General features: G+C 71.4%; 22 protein-coding genes. 16 read left to right on the forward strand and 6 right to left on the reverse strand.

What is annotated here, in order from left to right:
* Positions 1-160: 160 nt before the first annotated feature.
* Complete coding sequence (locus tag H1D24_RS30030) at positions 161-1,297, forward strand: glycosyltransferase family 4 protein (RefSeq protein ID WP_181660870.1); 1,137 nt, start codon at positions 161-163, stop codon at positions 1,295-1,297.
* A 37-nt stretch (positions 1,298-1,334) separates the two neighbouring features.
* Here H1D24_RS30030 and H1D24_RS30035 read toward each other — a convergent pair whose 3' ends face one another.
* The gene (locus H1D24_RS30035; RefSeq protein ID WP_181660871.1) at positions 1,335-3,092 is read right to left on the reverse strand and encodes a PucR family transcriptional regulator; all 1,758 of its coding nucleotides are present in this window, start codon (positions 3,090-3,092) and stop codon (positions 1,335-1,337) included.
* A gap of 151 nt (positions 3,093-3,243) precedes the next feature.
* Positions 3,244-5,007 (reverse strand): glycoside hydrolase family 15 protein, encoded by a 1,764-nt coding sequence (locus H1D24_RS30040; protein ID WP_220137411.1) that lies wholly within the window; start codon positions 5,005-5,007, stop codon positions 3,244-3,246.
* Positions 5,008-5,495: 488 nt separating this feature from the next.
* On the opposite strand from H1D24_RS30040, the gene pyrG reads away from it, so the two are divergent.
* The 11 genes from pyrG to H1D24_RS30095 all read left to right on the forward strand — a co-directional run bounded on the left by pyrG (position 5,496) and on the right by H1D24_RS30095 (position 18,899).
* Entirely contained in the window at positions 5,496-7,178 is a 1,683-nt protein-coding gene (gene pyrG, locus H1D24_RS30045) for a CTP synthase (RefSeq protein WP_181660873.1), read from the forward strand.
* Between the two features lie 116 nt (positions 7,179-7,294).
* Positions 7,295-7,921, forward strand: coding sequence for an NUDIX domain-containing protein (locus tag H1D24_RS30050; RefSeq protein ID WP_181660874.1), 627 nt, complete (start codon positions 7,295-7,297; stop codon positions 7,919-7,921).
* 398 nt (positions 7,922-8,319) lie between these two features.
* On the forward strand, positions 8,320-10,521 hold the full coding sequence (locus H1D24_RS30055; RefSeq protein WP_258564415.1) for a tetratricopeptide repeat protein: 2,202 nt from the start codon (positions 8,320-8,322) through the stop codon (positions 10,519-10,521).
* A gap of 222 nt (positions 10,522-10,743) precedes the next feature.
* A complete protein-coding gene (gene ald / locus H1D24_RS30060; RefSeq protein ID WP_181660875.1) occupies positions 10,744-11,859 on the forward strand; it encodes an alanine dehydrogenase in 1,116 nt (371 codons plus the stop codon).
* A 365-nt stretch (positions 11,860-12,224) separates the two neighbouring features.
* Complete coding sequence (locus H1D24_RS30065; protein ID WP_181660876.1) at positions 12,225-13,352, forward strand: ParA family protein; 1,128 nt, start codon at positions 12,225-12,227, stop codon at positions 13,350-13,352.
* The gene (locus tag H1D24_RS30070; RefSeq protein WP_181660877.1) at positions 13,337-13,993 is read left to right on the forward strand and encodes a hypothetical protein; all 657 of its coding nucleotides are present in this window, start codon (positions 13,337-13,339) and stop codon (positions 13,991-13,993) included. Before H1D24_RS30065 ends, H1D24_RS30070 begins: the two co-directional genes overlap by 16 nt.
* Positions 13,994-14,069: 76 nt before the next feature.
* A complete protein-coding gene (locus H1D24_RS30075) occupies positions 14,070-15,272 on the forward strand; it encodes a segregation and condensation protein A (protein WP_181660878.1) in 1,203 nt (400 codons plus the stop codon).
* Positions 15,269-15,931, forward strand: a complete 663-nt coding sequence (gene scpB, locus H1D24_RS30080; protein ID WP_181660879.1) for an SMC-Scp complex subunit ScpB — start codon at positions 15,269-15,271, stop codon at positions 15,929-15,931. Before H1D24_RS30075 ends, scpB begins: the two co-directional genes overlap by 4 nt.
* Positions 15,931-17,031: a pseudouridine synthase gene (locus H1D24_RS30085; RefSeq protein WP_181660880.1), complete on the forward strand. Its 1,101-nt coding sequence runs from the start codon at positions 15,931-15,933 to the stop codon at positions 17,029-17,031. The genes scpB and H1D24_RS30085 overlap by 1 nt, the downstream gene beginning before the upstream one ends.
* A gap of 117 nt (positions 17,032-17,148) precedes the next feature.
* The gene (locus H1D24_RS30090) at positions 17,149-17,862 is read left to right on the forward strand and encodes an NUDIX hydrolase (RefSeq protein ID WP_181660881.1); all 714 of its coding nucleotides are present in this window, start codon (positions 17,149-17,151) and stop codon (positions 17,860-17,862) included.
* Complete coding sequence (locus H1D24_RS30095; protein WP_181660882.1) at positions 17,859-18,899, forward strand: ADP-ribosylglycohydrolase family protein; 1,041 nt, start codon at positions 17,859-17,861, stop codon at positions 18,897-18,899. The genes H1D24_RS30090 and H1D24_RS30095 overlap by 4 nt, the downstream gene beginning before the upstream one ends.
* Before the next feature lie 58 nt (positions 18,900-18,957).
* Here the strand turns inward: H1D24_RS30095 and H1D24_RS30100 are convergent, their stop codons facing one another.
* The 4 genes from H1D24_RS30100 to H1D24_RS30115 form a co-directional block, all read right to left on the reverse strand.
* On the reverse strand, positions 18,958-19,710 hold the full coding sequence (locus H1D24_RS30100) for a nucleotidyltransferase domain-containing protein (RefSeq protein ID WP_181660883.1): 753 nt from the start codon (positions 19,708-19,710) through the stop codon (positions 18,958-18,960).
* 23 nt (positions 19,711-19,733) lie between these two features.
* A complete protein-coding gene (locus H1D24_RS30105) occupies positions 19,734-20,270 on the reverse strand; it encodes a Rieske (2Fe-2S) protein (protein ID WP_181660884.1) in 537 nt (178 codons plus the stop codon).
* Positions 20,267-20,857 (reverse strand): DUF6529 family protein, encoded by a 591-nt coding sequence (locus tag H1D24_RS30110; RefSeq protein WP_181660885.1) that lies wholly within the window; start codon positions 20,855-20,857, stop codon positions 20,267-20,269. The genes H1D24_RS30105 and H1D24_RS30110 overlap by 4 nt, the downstream gene beginning before the upstream one ends.
* Before the next feature lie 74 nt (positions 20,858-20,931).
* Positions 20,932-21,630 (reverse strand): hypothetical protein, encoded by a 699-nt coding sequence (locus tag H1D24_RS30115; protein WP_181660886.1) that lies wholly within the window; start codon positions 21,628-21,630, stop codon positions 20,932-20,934.
* Positions 21,631-21,967: 337 nt separating this feature from the next.
* Here H1D24_RS30115 and aroH point away from each other — a divergent pair, with 337 nt between their 5' ends.
* The 4 genes from aroH (at position 21,968) to H1D24_RS30135 (ending at position 25,569) form a co-directional block, all read left to right on the forward strand.
* Entirely contained in the window at positions 21,968-22,330 is a 363-nt protein-coding gene (gene aroH, locus H1D24_RS30120) for a chorismate mutase (RefSeq protein WP_181660887.1), read from the forward strand.
* The gene (locus tag H1D24_RS30125) at positions 22,327-23,412 is read left to right on the forward strand and encodes a prephenate dehydrogenase (protein WP_181660888.1); all 1,086 of its coding nucleotides are present in this window, start codon (positions 22,327-22,329) and stop codon (positions 23,410-23,412) included. The genes aroH and H1D24_RS30125 overlap by 4 nt, the downstream gene beginning before the upstream one ends.
* Before the next feature lie 799 nt (positions 23,413-24,211).
* Entirely contained in the window at positions 24,212-24,913 is a 702-nt protein-coding gene (gene cmk, locus H1D24_RS30130; protein WP_181660889.1) for a (d)CMP kinase, read from the forward strand.
* 17 nt (positions 24,914-24,930) lie between these two features.
* Complete coding sequence (locus H1D24_RS30135) at positions 24,931-25,569, forward strand: lysophospholipid acyltransferase family protein (RefSeq protein WP_181660953.1); 639 nt, start codon at positions 24,931-24,933, stop codon at positions 25,567-25,569.
* Positions 25,570-25,643 lie beyond the last annotated feature (74 nt).

The raw sequence follows: 25,643 nt of genomic DNA on the forward strand, positions 1-25,643 counted from the left end.
GGCGTGTTGCCCGCTCCGACACGGTGGTGGTCATCGGTCGGTGCCGGAACGTCCGTACGGGCTGGCATCCTTGAGGCTGTACGTCAACCCATCACGCCCCGCCACTCAGGCAGTACGACCTTTCACCGCCGTCCCACGCCGCCCCAGGAGCCCGGCCACTGTGAGCAGCCACACACCGCACGGCAACTCGCCGCTGCGCACCGTGCAGGTGCTCGGCGGGGGCAGCGGGGGCAGCAGCGTCCACGTCCGCTCACTCGCCGCCGGCCTTGTCGCCAGGGGCGTGCGGGTCACCGTGTGCGCCCCCACCGAGGTCGCACGAGGGCTCGGTTTCCGGGACGTCGGCGCCCAGCACATCCCCGTACCGCGCCGCAGCGACCCGGCGTCCGTGGCCGCACTGCGCCTGGCCTGCGCGGATGCCGACCTGGTGCATGCACACGGGCTGAACGCGGCCGTCCGTGCCGCCCTCGCCCTCAGCGGCCGCCGCACCCCGCTCGTCGTCACCTGGCACACCCGCACACACGCCGAGGGGGCGCGCGCCCACCTTCTGCGCCTGCTCGAACGCCGGGTCGCCAGGTCGGCTTCGGTCGTGCTCGGCACGTCGTCGGACCTCGTCGACCGGGCCCGCCGCAGGGGTGCCCGTGACGCACGGCTCGCGGCCGTCGCGTTCCCCGGGCCCCGGCGGGCGGAGGGCTCGGCGGGTGTAGAGGAGGACGCCGACCGGCCGCTTCACAAGGCACGCGCCGAACTCGGCGCCGTCGACCGGCCGTTGCTCATGGCCGTCGGCGCGCTCGAACGACACCGGGGCTACGAGACGCTGCTGGACGCCACGCGCGCGTGGCGGCACCTCGACCCCGTACCGCTTGTGATCATCGCCGGAGAGGGGCAGCTGAGGGGCGCGCTGCAGGGGCGTATCGAGGACGAGGGGCTGCCCGTACGCATCCTCGGCCGGCGCGACGACGTACCGGAACTGCTCGCGGCCGCCGACATCGCCCTGCTGCCCAGCCCTTGGGAGGCACGCTCCGTCCTCGCCCAGGAGGCTCTCCACGCGCGCGTGCCGCTTGTCGCGACAGCCGTGGGCGGCGTGCCCGATCTGGTCGGGGACGCCGCGGAACTCGTCCCGCCCGGCGACGCGGAGGCGCTCGCGGACGCCGTCGTATGCCTCCTCGCCGACCCCGAGCGAAGGGAGCAGCTCAGGGCGCTGGGCGAGGCCCAGGCGGCGACGTGGCCGACGGAGGACGAGACGGTCGCTCAGGTCCTCAGCGTCTATGACGAGTTGACGGGGACGCTGACGACATAGCGAGCATCGGCCGGCGAAGGGTTCGGCCCAACGGCGGTCATGGCGCATACCTCCGGGCCCGCAGCGCCAGGCTCAGAGCCAGCACCGTCTGCGGATCGTCCAGGTCCGTGCCGAGGAGTTCGCCGATACGGGCCAGACGGTTGTAGAGGGTCTGCCGGTTGAGGTGGAGTTCGCGGGCCGTCTCCGCCTTGCGGCCCGCATGGGCCAGATAGGTCTCCAGCGTCGGCAGGAGCGGCGGCTTCGAGCGGCGGTCGTGGTCGCGCAGGGGCCCGATCGCGCGGTCGACGAAGGCCGCGAGGTCCGGGTGGTCGCGCAGACGCCACAGCAGCAGGTCGATGTCCAGACGCCGCGCGTCGTACCACGGGCGGTCGGGCAGGCCCTGCGCCGCCGTCGCCGTCTCCGCGGCATGCCGCAGCCCCGCCGAGGCGGCCGCCCAGCCGCCTGCAACCCCGACCACCACGACCGGCGGCTGCCCGCCGGCCCGCTGCATGCCCGCCCGCTCCACGCCGGCCCGCAGCGCCGCCGCGACCCGGTCCGCGACGGCCGTGCGTTCGGACTCGGAGCGCAGAGCCAGCAGCAGCGGCACACGCCCCTCGACCGGACGCACACCGAGCAGCACCGGCACGCCCACCGACGCCAGTTCCTCCGCGACGGCACGCGCCAGGACCGCCCAGCCGCCGCCGGGCGAGAGCCCGGCATGCCCGTCCGGGAACCGCATCACCACAGGGAGCAGCGGCGCCTCGCCGGGCTTGAATCCCAGCACCCTCGCCTGCGCCGGGGCGTCCTCGGCCGCGATGCGGCCCTCCGCGAGATCGGTGAGGAAGTCGCCGCGGCCGCGCGCGGCCAGCTCCTCCTCCTGCCGGGCCTGCATCAGGACGACGGCGAGGATGCCCGCGGCGCGCTCCGCCGCGATCCGGTGTACGGGCGCGGTCGGGTTGGCGACCGCGAGCATCACGAGCCGGGCCCGCACCGAGCCGGTCGTGACCGGCACACCGCCGGGACCACCACCCCCGGGCCCGGCTCCCAGGCCGCTGCCGCCCAGGCCGCTGCCGCCCGGGCCGGTCCCCAGACCCGCGCTGCCCAGCCCTCCGCCGCCGGGGCCGGCTCCCGGCACGTCGACGATCACGGCACTGGCAGGCGGCCCCTGCTCCCGGGCGGCCTCACGAGCCGCCCGGCCGCCCCGCAGCCCGTCCCACACCTGCAGCGGATCCGTCCCCGCGGGCCCGGTCCCGGCTGCGTACAGGAGCTGCCCCTCCGGCGTCTCCAGGAACACCGGGTTGCCGCTGAACTCCGCCAGGATGCTCAGCACCTGGGGGACCCCGCCGCCGCCCAGCAGCGCCTCGGTGCACCGCCGGTGCACCTCCTCGGCCTGCTGGTGCAGCGCGTAGTGGAAGTTGACGATCTCGGTGTGGACCTCTTCGGTGACCGCCACGAACGGCACTTCGCGATGCAGCTGCACCAAGGGCAGACCGACCGCCCGCGCGGTCTCCACGACGGCCGCGGGGAGGCGCGTGAAGCGGGGGCCGAGTTCGACGACGAGCGCCGCGATGCCGCGCTCGGCGAGCCGCCGTACGAAACCGCGCTGTTCGGCGGGGCGGCTGCCGAGCCCGAGCCCCGTGGTCAGCAGGAGCTCGCCTCCCTTGAGCAGCGAGGCGATGTTGGGTGCCTCGCCCGCGTGCACCCAGCGGACGGTGCGCTGCAGCCGGTCGGCTCCGGCGAGGACCTCCGGAAGCCCGCTGCGCAGCCCCGGCAGCTCGAGTGCCCGCTGCACGGTGATACCGCCCTGCGTCTCCATTTGCCGGACGTTACCCGGGCTCGAGTTCCGAGGACATCTCCCCCTCGTTGCACCGGGCCGCACCAGGCCTTTCCGTGCGGCAACTCGTCATCCGCGCGCGGGAAACCGCGACCTCGTGTCGCTTGTGGCATTCGTCATACGGGCGCCGTCCTCAGCCCCCGTACGCCCCGGAAGCCGTCAGCCGCAGCGCCGTGTCGATCAAAGGCACGTGGCTGAACGCCTGCGGGAAGTTGCCGACCTGCCGCTGCAGCTTCGGGTCCCACTCCTCCGCCAGCAGGCCCAGGTCGTTCCGCAGGGACAGCAGCTTCTCGAAGAGGCGGCGTGCCTCGTCCACGCGGCCGATCATCGCCAGGTCGTCCGCCATCCAGAAGGAGCAGGCGAGGAAGGCGCCCTCGTCGCCCGCCAGGCCGTCCACGCCCGCGTCGTCGCCCGCGGTGGGGTAGCGCAGGATGAAGCCGTCGGGGGTCGACAGCTCGCGCTGGATGGCCTCGATGGTGCCGATGACCCGCTTGTCGTCGGGGGGCAGGAAGCCCATCTGGGGAATCAGGAGCAGCGAGGCGTCGAGCTCCTGCGAGCCATAGGACTGGGTGAAGGTGTTGCGCTCCTTGTCGTAGCCCTTCTCGCAGACGTCGCGGTGGATGTCGTCGCGCAGCTCCCGCCACTTGTCCACCGGGCCGTCCACGTCGCCCGACTCGATGAGCTTGATCGTGCGGTCGACGGCGACCCACGCCATCACCTTGGAGTGCACGAAGTGGCGGCGCGGGCCGCGCACCTCCCAGATGCCCTCGTCCGGCTCGTCCCAGTGGTCCTCGAGGTAGTGGATCAGCTTGAGCTGGAGCAGGGACGCGTAGTCGTTGCGGGACAGGCCCGTCATATGGGCCAGGTGCAGGGCCTCGGTGACCTCGCCGTAGACGTCGAGCTGCAGCTGGTTCGCGGCGCCGTTGCCGACCCGGACCGGGGCGGAGTTCTCGTATCCGGGGAGCCAGTCGAGCTCGGCCTCGCCGAGCTCGCGCTCGCCCGCGATGCCGTACATGATCTGCAGGTTCTCGGGGTCGCCCGCGACCGCGCGCAGCAGCCACTCGCGCCAGGCGCGCGCCTCCTCGCGGTAGCCGGTGCGCAGCAGTGAGGAGAGGGTGATCGCCGCGTCCCGCAGCCAGGTGTAGCGGTAGTCCCAGTTGCGGACGCCGCCGATGTGCTCCGGGAGGGAGGTCGTCGGCGCCGCGACGATGCCGCCGGTCGGCGCGTACGTCAGGGCCTTCAGGGTGATCAGGGAGCGGACGACGGCCTCACGGTACGGACCGTGGTACGTACAGTGCGCCACCCACTCCTTCCAGAACTCCTCGGCCGCCTCCAGCGACTGCTCGGGCTCCGGCAGGCCCGGCGGCTCCTTGTGGGAGGGCTGCCAGGAGATGGTGAAGGCGACACGCTCACCGGGGGCCACCGTGAAGTCGCAGTACGTCGTGAGGTCCTTGCCGTACGTATCGACGGGGGTGTCGAACCAGACCGAGTCGGGGCCCGCGACGGCGACCGTACGGCCGTCGATCTTGTGCACCCAGGGAGTGATGCGCCCGTACGAGAACCGCATGCGCAGGGCCGAGCGCATCGGGACGCGGCCGCTGACGCCCTCGACGATGCGGATCACCTGCGGGGCTCCGTCACGAGGGGGCATGAAATCGGTCACACGGACCGTGCCGCGCGGTGTGTCCCACTCGGAATCGAGGATCAGCGAGTCGCCGCGGTAGGTGCGACGGTTCGCGGTCGGGGGCTCGGCGCCTGCCGGGACCGCCGGTCCGAGACGCCAGAAACCGTGTTCCTCCGTGCCGAGCAGGCCCGCGAAGATGGCATGCGAATCGAAGCGGGGCAGGCACAGCCAGTCGACCGTGCCGTCCCGGCAGACCAGGGCGGCGGTCTGCATGTCTCCGATTAGTGCGTAGTCCTCGATGCGCCCGGCCACGTACGTCTCCAGTCAAACGGCCACAGCGCCCTCAGGGGGCGCTCGCTGTGCGGTGAAGGGGGAAACCGATCTTCAACAACTGACTGACGAGCTCTTGTTCCGGGCGACGGGCTGGGGTGTGCCGTTTGCCGGGCTGACTCGGCAGCGAATGTCCGAGCAGGATACGACGCACGGTAGGTCTCCGCGTGCCGCACTGGTCAACCGTAATGAGCCGAAAGAGTGGGCGCGGGGTGAGTCTGTGGCGGACCGTGTGCGAACGGTGTGCGGAGCGTGGCCGGGAGCAGTCACGCCGCGCCGCTGATACCCTGGTAGCCCGTGGACCGGTGGGCATTCTCCGGCGTTGCGAGACCCCCGAACCGCAGCGACGGCACCCCGGAATTCCGATCTCCCGGAATCCGAGAAAGCCGGCACGCAATTCAGACCGCGACCACGGGAGTTCCGCCTTGGCCATGCCGAATCGATCCTCGTCACCCTCGACGACCAAGCACATCTTCGTCACCGGGGGCGTCGCCTCCTCCCTCGGCAAGGGCCTCACCGCCTCCAGCCTGGGCGCGCTGCTCAAGGCGCGTGGGCTTCGGGTCACGATGCAGAAGCTCGACCCGTACATCAACGTCGACCCCGGCACGATGAACCCCTTCCAGCACGGTGAGGTGTTCGTCACGAACGACGGCGCCGAGACCGACCTGGACATCGGTCACTACGAGCGCTTCCTGGACGTCGACCTCGACGGCTCAGCCAACGTCACCACCGGTCAGGTCTACTCGACGGTGATCGCCAAGGAGCGCCGCGGCGAGTACCTGGGCGACACCGTGCAGGTCATCCCGCACATCACCAACGAGATCAAGCACCGCATCCGCCGTATGGCCACGGACGACGTCGACGTCGTGATCACCGAGGTCGGCGGCACGGTCGGCGACATCGAGTCGCTGCCGTTCCTGGAGACCGTCCGCCAGGTCCGCCACGAGGTGGGCCGCGACAACGTCTTCGTGGTGCACATCTCGCTGCTGCCCTACATCGGCCCGTCCGGCGAGCTGAAGACCAAGCCGACCCAGCACTCGGTCGCGGCCCTGCGCAACATCGGTATCCAGCCCGACGCCATCGTGCTGCGCGCCGACCGCGACGTGCCCACCTCCATCAAGCGCAAGATCTCGCTGATGTGCGACGTCGACGAGACCGCGGTCGTGGCCTGCGTCGACGCCAAGTCGATCTACGACATCCCGAAGGTGCTGCACACCGAAGGCCTGGACGCCTACGTCGTGCGCAAGCTCGACCTGCCGTTCCGCGATGTCGACTGGTCGACCTGGGACGACCTGCTCGACCGCGTCCACAAGCCCGAGCACGAGGTGTCGCTCGCGCTCGTCGGCAAGTACATCGACCTGCCCGACGCCTATCTGTCGGTCACCGAGGCGCTGCGGGCGGGCGGCTTCGCCAACAAGACCCGCGTCAAGATCAAGTGGGTCACCTCGGACGACTGCAAGACCCCGGCGGGCGCCGCCGAGCAGCTCTCGGACGTCGACGCGATCTGCGTCCCCGGCGGCTTCGGCGACCGCGGTGTCAGCGGCAAGGTCGGCGCCATCCGGTACGCCCGCGAGAACAAGATCCCGCTGCTCGGCCTCTGCCTCGGCCTGCAGTGCATCGTGATCGAGGCCGCCCGCAACCTCGCGGACATCCCCGACGCCAACTCCACCGAGTTCGACGCGGCGACCGGCCACCCGGTGATCTCCACCATGGCGGAGCAGCTCGACATCGTCGCCGGTGAGGGCGACATGGGCGGCACCATGCGGCTCGGCATGTACCCGGCGAAGCTCGCCGAGGGCTCGATCGTGCGCGAGGTGTACGGCGGCAAGGAGTACGTCGAGGAGCGTCACCGCCACCGCTACGAGGTGAACAACGCCTACCGCGCGGAGCTGGAGAAGAAGGCCGGCCTGCAGTTCTCCGGCACCTCGCCGGACGGCAAGCTCGTCGAGTACGTCGAGTACGCGCGCGACGTCCACCCGTACCTGGTCGCGACCCAGGCGCACCCCGAGCTGCGCTCCCGTCCGACCCGGCCGCACCCGCTCTTCGCCGGCCTCGTCAAGGCGGCCGTCGAGCGCCAGAAGGCCGCTGGCAAGACGGGCAAGACCGGGAAGTAACACAAGGGCGATACGGTTGCCGGGGTACGCGCTTTTGAGCGACGTGCCCCGGTTTCTGTATTTGTTCTGTGTTTGCGCGTGCTGTTTGGCCGTACGCGTTGAGGAGGCAGGTCGACATGACGATCAAGGACACCGCCGAGGAGTGGGAGGTCCGGGCGACGGAGACCCCGTTCGTGGGGAACAAGACGTCCGTCCGCGCCGACGACGTCGTCATGCCCGACGGAACGGTCGCCCGCCGCGACTACCAGGTCCACCCCGGCTCCGTGGCCGTTCTCGCGCTCGACGAGCAGAACCGCGTCCTGGTCCTGCGCCAGTACCGGCACCCCGTGCGGCAGAAGCTCTGGGAGATCCCCGCCGGGCTCCTCGACGTACCCGGCGAGAACCCCCTGCACGCCGCGCAGCGCGAGCTCTACGAGGAGGCGCACGTCAAGGCCGAGGACTGGCGGGTGCTGACCGACGTCTACACGACGCCCGGCGGCTGCGACGAGGCCGTCCGCATCTTCCTCGCCCGCGAGCTGTCCGAGGCCGACGGGGACCGCTTCGAGGTGGAGCACGAAGAGGCCGACATGGAGCTGGCCCGGGTACCGCTCGACGAGCTGGTACGTGGTGTCCTCGCCGGCGAGCTGCACAACAACTGCCTCGTCGTGGGCGCGCTTTCGCTTACCGCGGCGCTGAACGGCGACGGCCTGGACAGCCTGCGCCCGGCCGAGGCGCCTTGGCCGGCGCGGCCGTTCGAGGCCTGACGGGCGACGCCGTTGCCGGCGGCTGCGCCGGCTCCCCCAGCTAACGCTGGGGCTGCCCCAGGAGGTGCCCCCAGACGGGCCGCAAACAGCCCGTCCCGCCGCCGATCCGAAGATCCGCTGATCCGATCGAGGGACCTCCCCGCCCTGCTCCCAGGGGATCGTTGCAGAGAGTGAACTACCCTCTGGAAACGCCCCGACGGAGTCCCGGCGGGATCGTGTGCAGTGTGACGGGAGCGTGGCCCGTGGCGGATCAGGCGGTGGACACCGACGGCGCGGAAGTGCCGGGGGAGGGGCAGCAACCGGCTGCCGGGTCCGCTCCTGCGGAGAGTCCCGCGAAGCCCCCTGAGACTCCTGCGGCGAATCCCACGGTCAGTCAGTTCTTTGGCCGCACAAGGGAGTTGAAGGAACTCCGGGCGGACATCGAACGCGCCGGCCTCGACACCATCGCGGGTCGCAAAGCCCCCCGCGCGCGCGTGCTGCTGATCGCCGGAAAGCCCGGCTCAGGCCGCACGGCGCTCGCCGAGGAGCTCGTACGACAGGTCGCCGACCGTTACCCGGACGGCGTCCTGCGTGCCCGGCTGACCGAGCCGGGCGGCACACCGGTGCCAGCCGAGCGCACGGCCCGCGAACTCCTCGGCGCGCTCGATCTGCCCGCCCCGCCCGGAGCGGCGGAGGACGACCTCACGGAAGCGCTGCGCGACGCCCTCGCCGACCGCCGCGTCCTGCTGCTCCTCGACGACGCCGCGAACGCGGAGCAGGTCGACGCGCTGCTGCCGGACAACCCCGACTGCCTCGTCGTTGCGGTCTCCGGAGGGCCGCTGACCGGCATCCCGGACGTACGGCCCTGCACACTCGGCGGGCTCGACGCCAAGTCCGCGGTCGAACTCCTCGGCCGGTTCACGGGGTCGGTTCGTATCACCTGCGACCCGCACGCCGCCGAAACTCTCGTCGAGCAGTGCGGGGGGCAACCCGCGGCGCTGCTCCTCGCCGGGGGCTGGCTCGCGGCGCGTCCCCAGGCATCGGTGGCCGACCTGGCCAAATGGCTGTCCGGCGATACCGACGAGGGCCCGGCGCTGGAAAGGGTCTTCCGGCACGCGTACGTGGCCCTCCCGTCGGTCGCCGCGCGGACGCTGCGCCTGCTCTCGCTCGCCCCCGCCGGCGTCGTCGACCCGCACACCGCGTCCGCGCTCGCGGGCTGCTCGGTCTCCACGGCACAGGCGAGGCTCGACGAGTTCGCCACCCTCGGACTGGTACGGCCCGTCGACTCGCCGCTGCCGCAGTACGAGGTGCCGGGCTGTCTGGTTCCGCTGCTGCGCGGGCTCACCGAGACACTGGACCGCTCTGCCGAGGTCCAGCTGGCCCGCGCCCGGATGCTGGAGCGAACCGTACGCCTGCTGCAGTCCTGCCGTGCCACCACCGAACCCGAAGGCTCACTCGCCCGCAAGAAGCTCGCCGGACTGCCCCGCGCCCTGCGCTTCCCGAGCCCCGCGGCCGCCGCCGAGTGGCTGCGGGTCCGACAGCCGGCGCTGTTCGCCGCGGCCCGGCTCGCGGTCGCCGACGGCGAGCTGGACACGCTCGCGCGGCGACTGATGGCGGCGCTGGTGCGCGCGCTGGTCGCCCACCGCGGCACGGAGGCGGCCGCCCCCGAGCTGTACGGCATCCACGGGCTCGTCCTCGATGTCGCCGAGCGCCGTGATCTTCACCGCGAGAAGGCCGCGGCGCTGCTGAACCTCGCGGATCTCGACGCACGGACAGGCCGTACGGAGCAGGCGCTGGCACGCTACCGGGCGGCCCTGGACGCCGGACGGCAGGCGAACGACCCGTATGCGACGGGCCGCGCGATGGAATCCGTAGGCGGTGCCTACCAGGAGCTGGGGGACTGGCACCGGGCCGCCGACTGGTACGGACGAGCCCTGGCGCAGCGGCTCACCAACGGCGAGCGGGCCGACGCGGCCCGGCTGTACGGGCGCCTCGGCACCGTGCACACCTACGCGGGCCGCTACGGCGAGGCGCTGCGCAACTGGCGGTCGGCGGTCGCCGCGTACCGCAGGGCGGGCGACGTGCCCGCCCTGGCCAGGGCTTTGAGCGAGATGGCACGGGTGCAGGAGTACGCGGGGCGGCCTGAGGAGTCGCTGCGTACCTGCCAGGAGGCCGTGGAACAGGCTCGGCAAGCCCGCGACCTGCGGCTTCAGTGCGCGCTGCAGCTCCGGCTCGCCGACACGCTGGAGCGCCTCGGAGATCCCGCCGCGGCCCGGCTGCACCGGGGCGTGGCCGAGCGGATGCTGGGGACGGAGAGCGAGGGCAGCGGCCGGACACGGCGCGAGGGCCCGGACCGCATCCAGGAGGGCGCCAGCCGCCAGGAGGTCCGCTCGGACCACAACCCGGCACACGAGGACACCCGGATCCCCGAGGGCAGCCCTGCGGATCCCGAGGTCGACGACAGCCCTGCGGATACCGAGGTCGACGACAGCCCTGCGGATACCGCGGTCGACGACAGCCCTGCGGATACCGAGGACCAGGACGGGCAAGGGCGGGCAGTCGGGGCGCGCCAAGCAGACCCCCAGCACGCGGGGCAGGAGGCCTGCAGGACGAGGGGCTGAACACCCGCCAGGCCGACGCATCAATGGAACAGACCTCTTACGCCTACGAAATCCGTAGTACATCCGCGAGAGATTGATGCATTGAAAGGCTAGACAGCCGGAAACCCTTCATTAGACTGGCTCTGCCGTGTACTTTTGCGGTGTCTCCCGATGCGCTCCTGTGCATCCGGGTATGTGTTGCATTGCCCGAGAAATCCCCAGAGCCAAGGACCGTGATCGACGATGAAGGTCGGCATCCCCCGCGAGGTCAAGAACAACGAGTTCCGCGTGGCCATCACCCCGGCCGGCGTGCATGAGCTCGTGCGCAACGGCCACCAGGTCGTCGTCGAGCGGAACGCCGGTGTCGGCTCGTCGATCCCGGACGACGAGTACGTGGCGGCCGGCGCGCAGATCCTGGAGACCGCAGACGAGGTCTGGGCCGCCGCGGACCTGCTGCTCAAGGTCAAGGAGCCCATCGCGGAGGAGTACCACCGCCTCCGCAAGGACCAGACGCTCTTCACCTACCTGCACCTCGCCGCGTCCAAGGAGTGCACCGACGCGCTCCTCGAGTCGGGCACCACCGCGATCGCGTACGAGACCGTCGAGCTGCCCAGCCGTGCGCTGCCGCTGCTCGCCCCGATGTCCGAGGTCGCGGGCCGTCTCGCTCCGCAGGTCGGCGCCTACCACCTGATGGCCGCGAACGGCGGCCGCGGCGTGCTGCCGGGCGGCGTCCCGGGAGTGCCGGCCGCCAAGGCCGTCGTCATCGGCGGTGGCGTCTCCGGCTGGAACGCCGCGCAGATCGCCATCGGCATGGGCTTCCACGTGACCCTGCTCGACAAGGACATCAACAAGCTCAAGGAGGCCGACAAGATCTTCGGTACGAAGATCCAGACCGTCGTCTCCAACGCCTTCGAGCTCGAGAAGGCCTGCCTCGACGCCGACCTCGTCATCGGTGCCGTGCTCATCCCGGGTGCCAAGGCGCCGAAGCTGGTCACCAACGAGCTGGTCTCGCGCATGAAGCCGGGAAGTGTCCTTGTCGACATCGCGATCGACCAGGGCGGCTGCTTCGAGGACTCGCGTCCGACCACGCACGCCGAGCCGACCTTCCGGGTGCACAACTCGGTGTTCTACTGCGTCGCCAACATGCCCGGCGCCGTCCCGAACACTTCGACGTACGCGCTGACCAACGCCACGCTGCCGTACATCGTGGAGGTCGCGAACCGCGGCTGGGCCGAGGCGCTGCGCCGTGACGCGGCGCTGGCCAGGGGCCTCAACACGCATGACGGCAAGGTCGTTTACCGCGAGGTCGCCGAGGCGCACGGCCTGGACCACGTCGAACTCGAGTCCTTGCTCGGCTGACCGTCAACACCGGTCGTCAACACCGCGCCCCCGGCCGGACCTTGCCCAACAAGGTCCGGCCGGATGTGTGTCGGCTCACTTTGCGAGACTCGCTCAACTTGCCTCGAACGTAGCGCTTCAACCGATTCGTACACCAGTGAAACGCGGCCAATGACTGCTGTACGCCCTTGACAGAGGGGTGTTCAGTTGCCGACACATCGGGCCGGGTCCGGTGGATTGTGTTGCTGCGGACCGGTGACACGCCATAGAGTCGCCAATCGTCGGCATGGTGCCACGCTGACCTATCTAGAAATTTCCTGGTCACCAAGGAGGTAAGACGACTTGTGAATGAGTCGACATTTACTCCCGGGGGTGGTCAACCAGGAATGCCTGCGCAGGGCCCAGGGCCCACGGGGCTCGAGGCTGTCGGCTCCGTCGCTGTCCGTACCTTCGCAGCCCATCAGAGTCCCCGGATGACTCAGACAGCACACCAGAGCATGGATGGCCATCACGTGAACGCCATGGCCGGCAACGGAAGTGGCGAGAACCGCGACCACTTCGCCGACTACGACGAACTGCCCGAGGGGCACTTCTACGACCCCGACGCCGAGTACGAGCCCGACCCCGAGTACGCGGCCACGCTCGCGCCCGACGCCGCACGCCAGCGCCGCGAGCGCATCGGCCCGACCGGCCGCCCGCTGCCTTACTTCCCGATCCCGGGCCCGCTGACCGACCACGGTCCCGCGAAGATCATCGCGATGTGCAACCAGAAGGGCGGCGTCGGCAAGACGACGTCGACCATCAACCTGGGCGCCGCGCTCGCGGAGTACGGACGCCGGGTGCTGCTCGTCGACTTCGACCCGCAGGGCGCGCTGTCCGTGGGTCTCGGCGTGAACCCGATGGAGCTCGACCTGACGGTCTACAACCTGCTCATGGAGCGGGGAATGGCCGCGGACGAGGTCCTGCTGAAGACGGCGGTCCCCAACATGGACCTGCTGCCGAGCAATATCGACCTCTCGGCCGCCGAGGTGCAGCTGGTGAGCGAGGTCGCGCGCGAGTCGACGCTCCAGCGCGCCCTGAAGCCGCTCATGGCCGACTACGACTACATCGTGATCGACTGCCAGCCCTCGCTCGGTCTGCTGACCGTGAACGCGCTGACCGCGGCCCACAAGGTGATCGTGCCGCTCGAGTGCGAGTTCTTCGCGTTGCGCGGGGTCGCGCTGCTCACCGAGACCATCGAGAAGGTCCAGGAGCGGCTCAACCCCGAGCTGGAGCTCGACGGCATCCTCGCCACGATGTACGACTCGCGCACGGTGCACAGCCGCGAGGTCCTGGCCCGGGTGGTCGAGGCCTTCGACGATCACGTGTACCACACGGTCATCGGGCGCACGGTCCGCTTCCCGGAGACCACGGTCGCCGGTGAGCCGATCACCACGTACGCCTCCAACTCCGTCGGTGCCGCCGCCTACCGCCAGCTCGCCAGGGAGGTGCTCGCCCGGTGTCACGCCGAGTGAGTCTGCCCGGGGCCGACGAACTGTTCCGTACGACCGGGGGAATGGCGCTCCAGGCGTCCACCCCGAGGCGCCCGGTCAACGGCGAGGCCAGGGTTCCTGGTCCGGCGGGCGAGAGCGATGCCGTCGCCGCGGAGGACGCGTCGGCGCAGTCCGCTGGTACGGCGGCGCAGGGCGGCGATGACCGCGAGAGCGCCGAGCACGCCGCCGCGGACGCCGAGTCCGAGGCGGGCGAGTCCCGCAGCCGGTCGGCTGCCGCGGAGGGCGAGAGGGCGGCGGGGCGCCGCCGGGCGCTCAAGGAGGGGTCGGGTTCCGGCGCTCCGGGGGCTGCCGGGTCGGCGGCGGGCACATCTGCCGGATCGGGTGCGTCCGGGGCGTCTTCCGGGTCTGCCGCTGCGCGGCGGCGCGGGCGGGCCGCGGCGCGCAGGCCCAGTGGGCGCGAGCGCCACGACGAGAAGATCACGGTGTACGTCTCCGCCGAGGAGCTGATGGACCTCGAGCATGCGCGGCTCGTGCTGCGTGGGGAGCACGGTCTTGCGGTGGACCGCGGGCGGATCGTGCGGGAGGCTGTCGCCGTCGTCCTTGCAGACCTTGAGTCGCGCGGGGACGCCAGCATTCTTGTGCGGCGGCTTCGGGGGCGGTAGGCGGTACGCGGTAGCCTGCGAGCTCGTACGCGGGCCTTGGCCCGCGCTTCCCTCGCACCCCCTTACCTGGACCGTAATGCCGCCGACCTCTGACGACTCTGTTTCGTCGCCTCGGGCTGCCCGTAGGCGGATGCTGGGGCGTGGGCCGGGGGCGGCGCCTCCAGCTGATGAGCCTTTGGCTCCTCCTACGGAGGCTGCTGCGTCTCCTGCGGAGGCTGCGCCGCCTTCGGCGGAGAGTCCGGCTGTGGCTGAAGTTCCTGGGTCCGGTGCGGACCGTGGCGGGTTGTGCCCACCCTCCCCCAAGCTCTCGGCTTCGCTCGAGCAGGGGGTACCCCCATCGCCCAGCGGAACGCCTGCCCACAACCACACGGCGCCCGCCGACACTCCTGCGGCTCCCGTCAGTGAGCCGTCGGACGGGAAGTTCAAAGTTCGGCTGGCGAACTTCGAGGGGCCCTTTGATCTGCTTCTGCAGTTGATCGCCAAGCACAAGCTCGATGTCACCGAGGTCGCGCTGTCCAAGGTGACCGATGAATTCATGGCGCACATCCGGGCCATGGGGCCGGACTGGGATCTCGACCAGACGACCGAGTTCCTCGTCGTGGCGGCCACACTGCTCGATCTGAAGGCGGCACGGCTGCTGCCCGCAGCCGAGGTCGAGGACGAGGCCGACCTCGCACTGCTCGAGGCTCGTGACCTGCTGTTCGCGCGGCTGCTGCAGTACCGCGCGTACAAGCAGATCGCGGACATCTTCAGCGGGCGGCTCGACGACGAGGCGCGGCGCTATCCGCGTACCGTCGGCCTCGAGCCGCACCACGCCGAGCTGCTGCCCGACGTCGTCATCAGCATCGGCGCCGAGGGCTTCGCCAAGCTCGCTGTGAAGGCGATGCAGCCCAAGCCCAAGCCGCAGGTGTACGTCGACCACATCCACGCCCCGCTGGTGAGCGTGCAGGAGCAGGCCGGGATCGTCGTGGCGCGGCTGCGGGAGCTCGGCGAGGCCAGCTTCCGTAGCCTCGTGGAGGACACCGACGACACGCTCACCGTCGTCGCGCGCTTTCTGGCCCTGCTGGAGCTGTACCGGGAGAAAGCCGTGGCGCTGGAACAGGAGACCGCCCTCGGGGAGCTGCTGGTGCGCTGGACCGGTGGGGACGGCGACGAGCAGCCGAGGGTGACGGACGAGTTCGACCGCCCGCCCGAGAAAGACAAGGACGCGGAAGCCAAGGGCGCAGAAGCCAAGGGCCTGCGAGCCGGGGACGAGGAAGCCAAGGAGGAGAAGACGTGAGCGAGGAGACGACCGAGAGCCCGGCCGGCCTGCGCACCGTCGCGGATCTCGATCTCAAGCCCGCCCTCGAGGCCGTCCTCATGGTCGTCGACGAGCCCGCGACCGAGGAGCACCTGGCCAAGATCCTGGAGCGGCCCCGGCGGGCCGTCGCCGACGCGCTGCGTGAGCTCGCCGACGAGTACACCGTGCAGCGCCGAGGCTTCGAGCTGCGGCTGGTGGCGGGCGGCTGGCGGTTCTACACGCGCCCCGAGTACGCCGCGGCCGTCGAGGGCTTCGTCCTGGACGGCCAGCAGGCGCGGCTCACGCAGGCCGCGCTGGAGACGCTCGCCGTCGTCGCGTACCGCCAGCCGGTCAGCCGTTCCCGGGTCTCCGCGGTCCGCGGCGTGAACTGTGACGGCGTGATGCGGACCCTGCTCCAACGGGGTCTGGTCGAGGAGGCGGGCACGGAACCCGAAACAGGTGCGATCCTGTACAGGACGACGAACTACTTTCTGGAGCGGATGGGCCTGCGCGGCCTGGACGAGCTCCCGGAGCTCGCGCCCTTCCTCCCGGAGGCGGAGGCGATCGAGGCCGAGACGCAGGAAGGGGTCCCGTCGTTCGATCCGGATGCACCGGATCCGGAATCAGACTCACGCGACACGACGACGACGGAACTTTGATGCGAAGCAGCGGCAGTAACAGCAGGGGACGCGGCAACTACCGGGGGGCCGGTGGGGGCACCTCCCGGTCGGAGACTGGGGGACAGCGCGACGACAACCAGAAGCGCGCGGGCCGCCCCCGTCCCGAGGAGCGCCGCTACGACGTGGGCGGTTCCGGCGGTTCCGGCGGCGCGGGCGGCGACGGGCCCAAGAAGGGCCGGGGCGCGGCGGCCCGCGGAGGCGCCAAGGGCGGCCCCAAGCAGGGTCAGCCGCAGCGCGGCGGCCGTACGGCTCCGGCGCGCTCCCGTGAGTACGAGACCCGTGCCGAGGAGCGCAACCGGGAGCGGTACGCGGGCAAGAAGGACATCAAGCTGCCCAAGACCTTCCCGGGCGCCGAGCAGGAGGGCGAGCGGCTGCAGAAGGTCCTCGCGCGGGCGGGCTACGGCTCGCGGCGCGCGTGTGAGGAGCTGATCGAGCAGGCGCGCGTCGAGGTCAACGGCGAGATCGTCCTCGAGCAGGGCCTGCGCGTCGACCCGGAGCACGACGAGATCAAGGTCGACGGGCTGACCGTGGCCACGCAGTCGTACCAGTTCTTCTCGCTCAACAAGCCCGCCGGTGTCGTGTCGACGATGGAGGACCCGGAGGGCCGTCAGTGCCTCGGGGACTACGTCACCAACCGCGAGACGCGACTCTTCCACGTCGGACGGCTCGACACCGAGACCGAGGGCGTCATCCTGCTCACCAACCACGGCGAGCTGGCCCACCGACTCACGCACCCGAAGTACGGCGTGAAGAAGACCTACCTGGCGCACATCGTGGGTCCGATCCCGCGTGACCTGGGCAAGCAGCTCAAGGACGGCATCCAGCTGGAGGACGGGTACGCGCGCGCGGACCACTTCCGCGTCGTCGAGCAGACCGGCAAGAACTACCTGGTCGAGGTGACCCTCCACGAGGGCCGCAAGCACATCGTGCGCCGCATGCTCGCCGAGGCGGGATTCCCCGTCGACAAGCTCGTACGCGTCGCCTTCGGGCCCATCACGCTGGGCGACCAGAAGTCGGGCTGGCTGCGCCGCCTGTCGAACACCGAGGTCGGCATGCTGATGAAGGAAGTCGACCTGTAGGTCCTTCTCCTGCGGTCATGTGGCGGCCGGTTCCCGTGGTGACGGGAACCGGCCGCCTTCTTGTGCCCGCACGGCCCCGCTGTTTATAGTCATTACGACTATTAAGGAGGCGGGTGGATGCGCGGCTACGACAAGTACGCCTTCGAACCGTTCGCCGTCACCGTCGACCTCGCCGTCTTCACCGTCCGCGCGGGCGAGCTCCAGGTGCTGCTCGTCGAGCGCGGACAGGCCCCGTACGCGGGCCGGTGGGCGCTGCCCGGCGGCTTCGTACTGCCCCATGAGTCCGCCGAGACGGCCGCCCGGCGCGAGCTCGCCGAGGAGACCGGCATCGTGGACGTCTCCGGGCTCCATCTTGAGCAGCTGCGTACGTACAGCGAGCCCGGCCGCGATCCCCGGATGCGGGTGGTCTCGGTCGCCTTCACCGCGCTCGTCCCGGACCTGCCGGAGCCGCGCGGCGGCGGTGACGCGGCGCAGGCCCGGTGGCTGCCGTATGGCGGCGCCGGGGCGCTCGCCTTCGACCACGACCGGATCCTCGCCGACGCCCGCGAGCGCGTCGGCGCCAAGCTCGAGTACACATGCCTCGCCACGTCGTTCTGCCCACCCGAGTTCACGCTCGGCGAGCTGCAGCAGATCTACGAGACGGTCTGGGGCACCGCGCTCGACCGGCCCAACTTCCGGCGCAAAGTCCTTGCCACACCCGGCTTCGTGGAGCCGGTCCCCGGTGCGGCACGGCTGACGGGAGGCCGCGGCAAACCTGCCGCGCTCTACCGCGCGGGCGCCGCCACCACCCTTCATCCTCCGCTTCTGCGACCGGAAGGACGATCTTCATGACCTCAGCCATCCCCTCGATACGGAGGACCGGTATGAAGCGCGCCGCGACCGGGTCCCTCATCGGGCTCGCCCTCGGGGACGCGCTCGGCTTCCCGACGGAGTTCAACGACGTGCCGTCGATCCTCGCCAAATGCGGGCCCTGGCGGGAGATGGAACTGCCGAAGCCCGCGATCGTCACCGACGACACTCAGATGACGCTGGCGCTCGGGCGCGGCCTGCGCACCGCCATGGACAGCGGCCCGCTCGCTCCGCAGCGGATGGAGCGGCTGGTGCGCGAGGAGTTCGTGGACTGGTACCGGTCGCCGGAGAACAACCGCGCCCCGGGCAACACGTGCCTGGTCGCCTGCGGCCTGCTGGGGGCGGGCGACCGTATCTGGCAAGAGGCGAGCCAGATCCACTCCAAGGGCTGCGGTGCCAACATGCGGGTCGCTCCTCTCGGGCTCATACCGGGGCTCAGCGACGAACAGCGCGCGGGCGCCGCCCAGTTGCAGTCGGCCCTCACCCACGGCCACCCCACGGCGCTCGCCGCGTCCGACCTCACCGCGCACGCCGTACGGCTGCTGGCGCAGGGAGCCGAGCCGACGGGCCTGGTGGGCCTGCTGCGCTCGTACGCCTACGAGAACCGCACCCGCTACCACGAGCGCTGGCTCGGCGGACTGTGGACCCGGAGCCAGGACCCCAGCCCCGAACACTTCATCGCGCGCGGCTGGGACGAGTGCCTGACGGCCCTGGAACGCCTCCAGCACGCCCTGCGCAGCCCCTCGCCCGAGACGGACCCGTGCCTGGCCACCGGAGAGGGCTGGATCGCCGAAGAGGCGCTCGCCACCGGCCTGCTGTGCTTCCTGCTCTTCGTCGACGAGCCGGTCACCGCGCTGCGCCGGGCCGCCTGCACGTCCGGCGACTCCGACTCGATCGCCTGTCTGGCCGGCGCCTTCGCGGGCGCGCACCTGGGCGCCGAGGCGTGGCCGGCGGAGTGGGCGGACCGGATCGAGTACCGGAGCGAACTGGTGACCCTCGGCGCGCTCTGGGACGCATGATCGCGGCCACGCAGTGGCGGCTCTTCGAGAAGGTGCTGCACGCGGTGCCTGACGAGGCTCAGGCCGCGTCAGCGCTGCCGGACGGCCGAGTGCGTACGACGCCCCGCACCAACTCGTCGTCCGGGTCCGTCCGGAGGGCTGAGGCGCGGCGCACGCGTATCAGGAAGTCCTCCACCCTGGCCCGGTCCGGCTCCGCCGGGAGCGGGCTGCGGGTGGCGGCCTCGTCCGCCTCGGCGGCCAGGCGGGCCATGCGGGACTCGACCTCCTGCCACGGGACCTCGCCGCGCTTCACCGCGAGCAGAGGATCGCGCTCGGCGCCGACGTCGATGGTCAACTGACCCGTGCGGAGGAGATCGCGGCAGCTCATGAGCAGGCGGAGCAGGTGCATCGCGTGCTTCCAGCGAGGTCCCCCGTGCTGTCGTACGTCCGCCTCGAGCTTCTTGCGCTGGCCGAGGGCATAACGGGTGAACGTCTCGTGGGCCCGGCGGGAGAGGAATGCACCGCGGAGGGACAGCAGCTCGCGGCCGGTCTCGTCCGCGTACGCGACGAGCGGCGAGTGCAGGCACTCCAGGATGTTCGGGTTGGCGCGCAGCGCGAGCTCGCAGAAACGCTCCAGCTCCCATGAGAACTGCTCCTCCGCCGGGCCGTCGACGTGCGTCGGCGGCTTCTCGAAGCGCCAGAACAGCCGGGTCGGCGCGAGGAAGACCCCGCGGCGGTCCGTGTCACTGGTGTCAGTGGCCAGGCCGAAGGCGCGCGAGCCCATCACACAGGCGTAGACCGTGTGGTGGCGTACGAGGTCCTCGGGGAGCATGCCCGCGAGCGTACGCGCGACCGCTACGCGAGGTGGATCGAATTTCCCGACACCGTGATCTTCCGCGGCTCCAGCGGACTCGGCGCGGGGCCGCCCGCCACCGAGGCGTCCTCGACGCGGAACCTGCTGGCATGGCAGGGGCAGTTGATGGTGCCTCCCGTCACGTCGCGGACCGTGCACCCCTGGTGGGTGCAGACCGCCGAGAAGGCCCTGAAGTCGCCCTCGCTCGGCTGCGTCACGACGATCTTCCGGTCGGCGAAGACCTTGCCGCCGCCGACCGGGATGTCGGTGGTCCTGGCGAGTGCCTCTCCGTCGGGCGCATTGTTCCCCGGTTGTCCGCCGCCCGACTGCTGCCCGGACGGGGAGGCGCCGGACGGCTGCGGGCTCTGCTGCGACGGGCCGGGCGCCTGCGACGTGGCCGGGGCCTCGGCCGACGCGCCGCCGTCGGCTCCGGAACCGCCGCCCTCGTCGCCGTACTTGCTGCATCCGGCCGTGACCACCGCCAGCGCTCCCGTCGCGAGGACGGTACGTCGCGACGCACGCGCGCGTGCCGACGTCATGTCGTCACCCCGAACGTCCGGAAGAACCACAGCGCCGATGTCAGCCAGACCGCCGTCAGCACGGTGAAGACGAGGCCGCCGACGACCGGCAGCAGCCAGCCCGGCAGCCGTTCCGAGCGCAGCAGCAGCATCTTGGCGCTGAATGCCCCGAAGAAGAGGCAGCCCAGCAGCGAGTGCCACAGCACGCGCGGCTCGTGCGACTGGTAGCCGAGCGCGTAGAGGCAGTGCACGGCGACGGGCACGGAGACCAGGAACGCGATCCGGCCCGACCAGCGGTGCAGGGCAGGAGCCCAGGACGGCCCCGGCAGTCGTCCGTACACCATGAACGCCGACACGACCTGCAGCAACGCGAAGGCGAACGCCGTCGTCGCCAGCCATGACTTGACCGCACCTGTGCTGCTGAACCCGGCCAGATTGAAGGCCGTGCCCTGCGGGTCGTGCACCTTTCCGTACACCCCGAGGCCCACCGCGACCGCCGCGGCGACCAGCGTCGGTACGAGATAACGCGCCGCGTGCGGGCGCCGGTGACCTGTCCCCTGATGGGGCGAGGGGAAGTCCTGTGTGACGGCATTGGGGTCGACGGTCATGCCGGCTCCCTGGGTCGGTGGGGACGAAGGGCGGGGGCGGGGGGATCAAGGGGACAGATCGGTCAGTTGGCAGATCAGGGGACCACCGGGCGGGCGGTGAGGCGCTGTCCGTCGACCGTCACGGCACCGGTCTCCGGGTCGATCTCGGGAGCCGGCGTGGGCTCGCCGTCGCGCTTGAGGATGCCGACCTGGCGGCCGCCGGGCAGCACGATCCAGCCGCCGTCGATCTGCGCGCCGCGCACCTCGGCCGTCGCGCGGTAGAGCCCCGACGGCTTGATCGCCTTGTCGGCCGTGAAGGTCCAGCGCTGCTTGTCGATCTCTACGGTGCCGCGGATCTCCCTGCCGCTCAGGGTGCCCTCGAGCTTGGCGCCGTGCTTGCCGGTCAGCCTCATGCTGCCGTCGTCCTCGACATCGCCCTTCAGCCAGGACTCCTGGTCGCGCCCGTCGCAGAAGTACGCGATGGCCTTGCCGTCCCGCAGCGAGACGGCGACCGCCGAGGAGTCGTCCTCGGTACGGCCCGCGTAGTCGGCGTTCGGCGGGGCGCTCTTGGAGGGGCTCGCCGACGGGCTCTCGGAGGGCCCTCCCGACGGCGGCTGGGAGGGCGGTGTCTCCGAGGGCGACGGCGGAGTGCCGGACGGGCTCGGCGACGCCGTGCCGGGCGACGCGCCCCCGTACGACGAAGTCCCCGCCCCCGTCGTCTCGTTGAGCGACAGCATGAACAGGGCGAGCAACAGCCCCGCGAACAGTGTGAAAAGGGGTCCGGAGCGCTTCATCCCAGCCTCCCCCGAGGCGCACCGTGCGCGACCTCATCCATGCAACCGGACCCCGGCCACCGCGTCCAGAGCGGGCCGGGCCCGGTCCGGAACACGCCGAACCCCGCGTACGTCCGCGTGCGTAGGACCATCGGTCAGCGCGCCGCGCCGTCTCGGGACGCGCCCGTCTCGGGACGCGCCCGTCTCGGCACGCGCCCGTCTCGGCACGCGGGCGCCGCGCACGCGCGCGTACCGCGCTGACTAGGCTGGCTGCACAGGCATGCAGCAGACGGCATGCAGGTGGCATCGGGCATGCAGCACGTGGCATGCAGTACGTACGCGAGCAAGGAGCAACACCGTGGCGGTACGAGCGGTCCGGGGCGCCGTCCAACTCGAGCGGGACGAGGCCGGGCACATGGACGAGCAGGTCAGTGAGCTGCTCACCGCCATCCTGGAGCGGAACGGACTGACCGCCGACGATCTGATCAGCGTCTGGTTCACGGCCACCCCGGATCTGCACAGCGACTTCCCGGCAGCCGCCGCCCGCAAGCTGGGCATCGTGGACGTGCCGCTGATCTGTGCGCAGGAGCTCGACATCGACGGGGCCATGCCCCGCGTCGTCCGTGTCCTCGCGCACATCGAATCCGACAAGCCCAGGTCCGAGATCGCGCACGTCTACCTCGGCGCCGCGGCCGCACTCCGCAAGGACATCGCCCAGTGAGAACCGCCCTCGTCATCGGAACCGGCCTGATCGGCACCTCCGCCGGCCTCGCGCTCGCGGGCCGCGGCGTCACCGTCCATCTCGTCGACCACGATCCCGAGCAGGCCCGTACGGCCGCCGCGCTGGGCGCCGGTACGGACGACGCTCCCGAGGGCCCCGTCGACCTCGCGATCGTGGCCGTACCGCCCGCGCATGTCGCCGCGACGCTCGCCGACGTGATGCGCCGGGGCGTGGCCCGCGGCTACCTCGACGTGGCCAGCGTCAAGGGCGGACCGCGGCGCGAGCTGGAGGCGCTGGGCCTGGACCTGTCCGCGTACATCGGTACGCACCCCATGTCAGGCCGCGAGAAGTCCGGGCCGCTCGCCGCCACCGGCGACCTCTTCGAGGGGCGCCCCTGGGTGCTGACGCCCACCCGCGACACCGACACCGAGGTGCTCAACCTCGCCCTGGAGCTGGTCGCGCTCTGCCGCGCCGTCCCGGTGGTCATGGACGCCGACTCCCACGACCGGGCGGTCGCGCTCGTCTCGCACATGCCCCACCTGGTGTCCAGCATGGTCGCGGCCCGCCTGGAGCACGCCGAGGAGGCCGCGGTACGCCTGTGCGGCCAGGGCATTCGCGACGTGACGCGCATCGCCGCGTCCGATCCCCGGATGTGGATCGACATCCTGTCCGCGAACCCCGGGCCGGTCGCCGATCTGCTCGCGGACGTGGCCGCCGACCTCGACGAGACGGTGCAGGCGCTGCGCGCACTCCAGTCCTCGGACGAGGCCAAGCGCCGCGAGGGCGTCACGGGGATCGAGGACGTCCTGCGCCGCGGCAACACCGGCCAGATCCGCGTCCCGGGCAAGCACGGCGCCGCCCCGACCGTGTACGAGAGCGTCGTCGTCATGATCAGCGACCAGCCCGGCCAGCTGGCCCGGATCTTCGCGGACGCCGGGATGGCCGGGGTCAACATCGAGGACGTCCGCATCGAGCACGCGACGGGCCAGCAGGCGGGCCTGGTGCAGCTGATGGTGGAGCCGAAGGCGGCGCCTGTGCTTACGGCCGCGCTGCGGGAGCGAGGGTGGGCGATCCGCCAGTAGCCGGCCCTAGGCCCTGTCGTCAAACTCCCTCCCCCAGCTACCGCTGGGAGGTGCCCCCAGCCCCGCGACGCCTGGCACGCACTCCCCCAGCTAACGTTGGGAGGTGCCCCCACGCCGCGTTGCCGAAAAGCCCTAGTAGCTCCTCCCCCATAGCCTTAAGGGCATGGGGGTACCCCCATCGAGGACTTTCCGGCGCCTTGCGATCGCACGCACCAGACGCCGCGGGGCCCGCCCTTGGGGCGGACGGCGGGAGTTTGACGACAGGGCCTAGGCCCGCCAGGCTCCGGCCTGGCGGTGCCCGGCCTGGCGGCCCTGGGCCTGGCGGCCGGCGCCCTGGCCTGTGGACCCGCACCACGGGCTGGTCCCGGTGGGCGTGGGCCTTGGCGCTTGGCTTCGGTCGGCGGCCTGGCTCGGCGACCGGGGTGCCTGCGGCCTGTGGGGTTGCCCGAAGCTGAGGGGTGCCGCTGTGCCCACCCGTGCCGCCCTTAGCGGCACGAATGCCCACAGCGGCGGTGCCAGCGGCTGCGTCCCGGTGGGGCGTGGCGGCACGACTGCCCCCCAGCGGCGGCTGTGTCCCGGCGGCCTCAGCCGCCCAGCTGCCCACAGCGGGGACGCCGTCCCGGCCGCCCCCGCCGCCGGCTGCCCACAGCGGCGGCACAGCAGCCGCGGGCCCCGGCAGGGGTGAGCGGGCTCCCAGGCCGGTCCGTAATGGCGGGTCCAGGGAGCCAGTAACCTTGTGCGGGGCACGATCGTGTCCCGCATCAGCCCACCACCCCGTACCAGGAAGGTGTCCTTCGCCGTGGAAACCGCCGCCCGGACTGCCCAGGCAGTGATCGTCGCCATCGACGGCCCCTCCGGCACGGGCAAGTCGAGCACGTCCAAGGCCGTCGCCGCCCAGCTCGGCCTCAGCTATCTGGACACCGGCGCCCAGTACCGGGCGATCACCTGGTGGATGGTGAACAACGGGATCGACATCACCGACCCCGGCGCGATAGCCGCCGTGGCCGGCAAGCCCGACATCATCTCGGGTACGGATCCGTCCGCGCCGACGATCTCCGTCGACGGCACCGACGTCGCCGGTCCCATCCGCACCCAGGAGGTCACCTCCAAGGTGAGCGCGGTCAGCGCGGTCCCGGAGGTGCGCGCCCGCATCACCGAGCTGCAGCGGTCCATCGCCGCCGCCGCCGAGAAGGGCATCGTCGTCGAGGGCCGTGACATCGGCACGACCGTGCTGCCCGACGCGGACCTCAAGGTGTTCCTCACCGCCTCTCCCGAGGCCCGCGCCGCCCGCCGCAACGGTGAGCTCAAGGGCAAGGAGGCCGCCGACCTCGCCGCCACCAAGGCGGCGCTGATCAAGCGGGACGCGGCCGACTCCAGCCGCAAGACATCTCCGCTCGCCAAGGCGGACGACGCGATCGAGGTGGACACCTCCGACCTCACGCTGCAGCAGGTCATCGAGTGCGTCGTCACCCTCATCGAGGAGAAGCGGGCCGCGAAGTGACCACGGCGGTGAGCGCGATGCCGTCCCGGCAGGGGGCCGAGGTCGGGCGCCGTATCGGCGTCGGACTCATGTACGGCTTGTGGAAGCCGCGCGTCCTCGGTGCCTGGAAGGTCCCCGCGACCGGCCCGGCGATCCTGGCTGTGAACCACTCCCACAACATCGACGGCCCGATGGTCATGGGCGTCGCGCCCAGGCCCACGCACTTCCTGATCAAGAAAGAGGCGTTCGTCGGTCCACTCGACCCGTTTCTGCGCGGTATCGGCCAGCTGAAGGTCGACCGCACGAGCACCGACCGCACGGCGATCACCCAGGCCCTCGGAGTCCTCGAGAGCGGCGGAGTCCTCGGCATCTTCCCGGAGGGCACGCGGGGCAGCGGCGACTTCGCCTCGCTGCGCGCCGGCCTGGCGTACTTCGCGGTGCGCAGCGGTGCGCCGATCGTGCCGGTCGCGGTGCTGGGAAGCGACGAGAGGCCCGGACGGTTGATACGGGGGCTGCCCCCGCTGCGCAGCCGAGTCGACGTCGTCTTCGGCGACCCGTTCGAGGCGGGCGACGGCAGCGGCAGGCGTACGCGCAAGGCGCTCGACGAGGCGACCGTGCGCATCCAGGGACAGCTCACCGCCCACCTGGAAAACGCCAGGCGTCTGACCGGACGCTAGGCGACACTTGAGTAGTGGATCACCCATGGTTCACCCCACGGGGAGTCCACCGATCACCACGATGAACGACGAGG

The organism is Streptomyces himalayensis subsp. himalayensis, from assembly GCF_013778455.1.
Classification (GTDB): Bacteria; Actinomycetota; Actinomycetes; order Streptomycetales; family Streptomycetaceae; genus Streptomyces; species Streptomyces himalayensis.

Bases quoted from the DNA above. Each gene is read 5' to 3' on its own strand.
- H1D24_RS30035 (WP_181660871.1), bottom strand. From the start codon at position 3,092: ATGGAGACGCAGGGCGGTATCACCGTGCAGCGGGCACTCGAGCTGCCG.
- H1D24_RS30040 (WP_220137411.1), bottom strand. From the start codon at position 5,007: ATGCAGACCGCCGCCCTGGTCTGCCGGGACGGCACGGTCGACTGGCTG.
- pyrG (WP_181660873.1), top strand. From the start codon at position 5,496: ATGCCGAATCGATCCTCGTCACCCTCGACGACCAAGCACATCTTCGTC.
- H1D24_RS30050 (WP_181660874.1), top strand. From the start codon at position 7,295: ATGACGATCAAGGACACCGCCGAGGAGTGGGAGGTCCGGGCGACGGAG.
- ald (WP_181660875.1), top strand. From the start codon at position 10,744: ATGAAGGTCGGCATCCCCCGCGAGGTCAAGAACAACGAGTTCCGCGTG.
- H1D24_RS30065 (WP_181660876.1), top strand. From the start codon at position 12,225: ATGCCTGCGCAGGGCCCAGGGCCCACGGGGCTCGAGGCTGTCGGCTCC.
- H1D24_RS30075 (WP_181660878.1), top strand. From the start codon at position 14,070: ATGCCGCCGACCTCTGACGACTCTGTTTCGTCGCCTCGGGCTGCCCGT.
- H1D24_RS30085 (WP_181660880.1), top strand. From the start codon at position 15,931: ATGCGAAGCAGCGGCAGTAACAGCAGGGGACGCGGCAACTACCGGGGG.
- H1D24_RS30090 (WP_181660881.1), top strand. From the start codon at position 17,149: ATGCGCGGCTACGACAAGTACGCCTTCGAACCGTTCGCCGTCACCGTC.
- H1D24_RS30095 (WP_181660882.1), top strand. From the start codon at position 17,859: ATGACCTCAGCCATCCCCTCGATACGGAGGACCGGTATGAAGCGCGCC.
- H1D24_RS30100 (WP_181660883.1), bottom strand. From the start codon at position 19,710: ATGCTCCCCGAGGACCTCGTACGCCACCACACGGTCTACGCCTGTGTG.
- H1D24_RS30105 (WP_181660884.1), bottom strand. From the start codon at position 20,270: ATGACGTCGGCACGCGCGCGTGCGTCGCGACGTACCGTCCTCGCGACG.
- H1D24_RS30110 (WP_181660885.1), bottom strand. From the start codon at position 20,857: ATGACCGTCGACCCCAATGCCGTCACACAGGACTTCCCCTCGCCCCAT.
- H1D24_RS30115 (WP_181660886.1), bottom strand. From the start codon at position 21,630: ATGAAGCGCTCCGGACCCCTTTTCACACTGTTCGCGGGGCTGTTGCTC.
- H1D24_RS30135 (WP_181660953.1), top strand. From the start codon at position 24,931: ATGCCGTCCCGGCAGGGGGCCGAGGTCGGGCGCCGTATCGGCGTCGGA.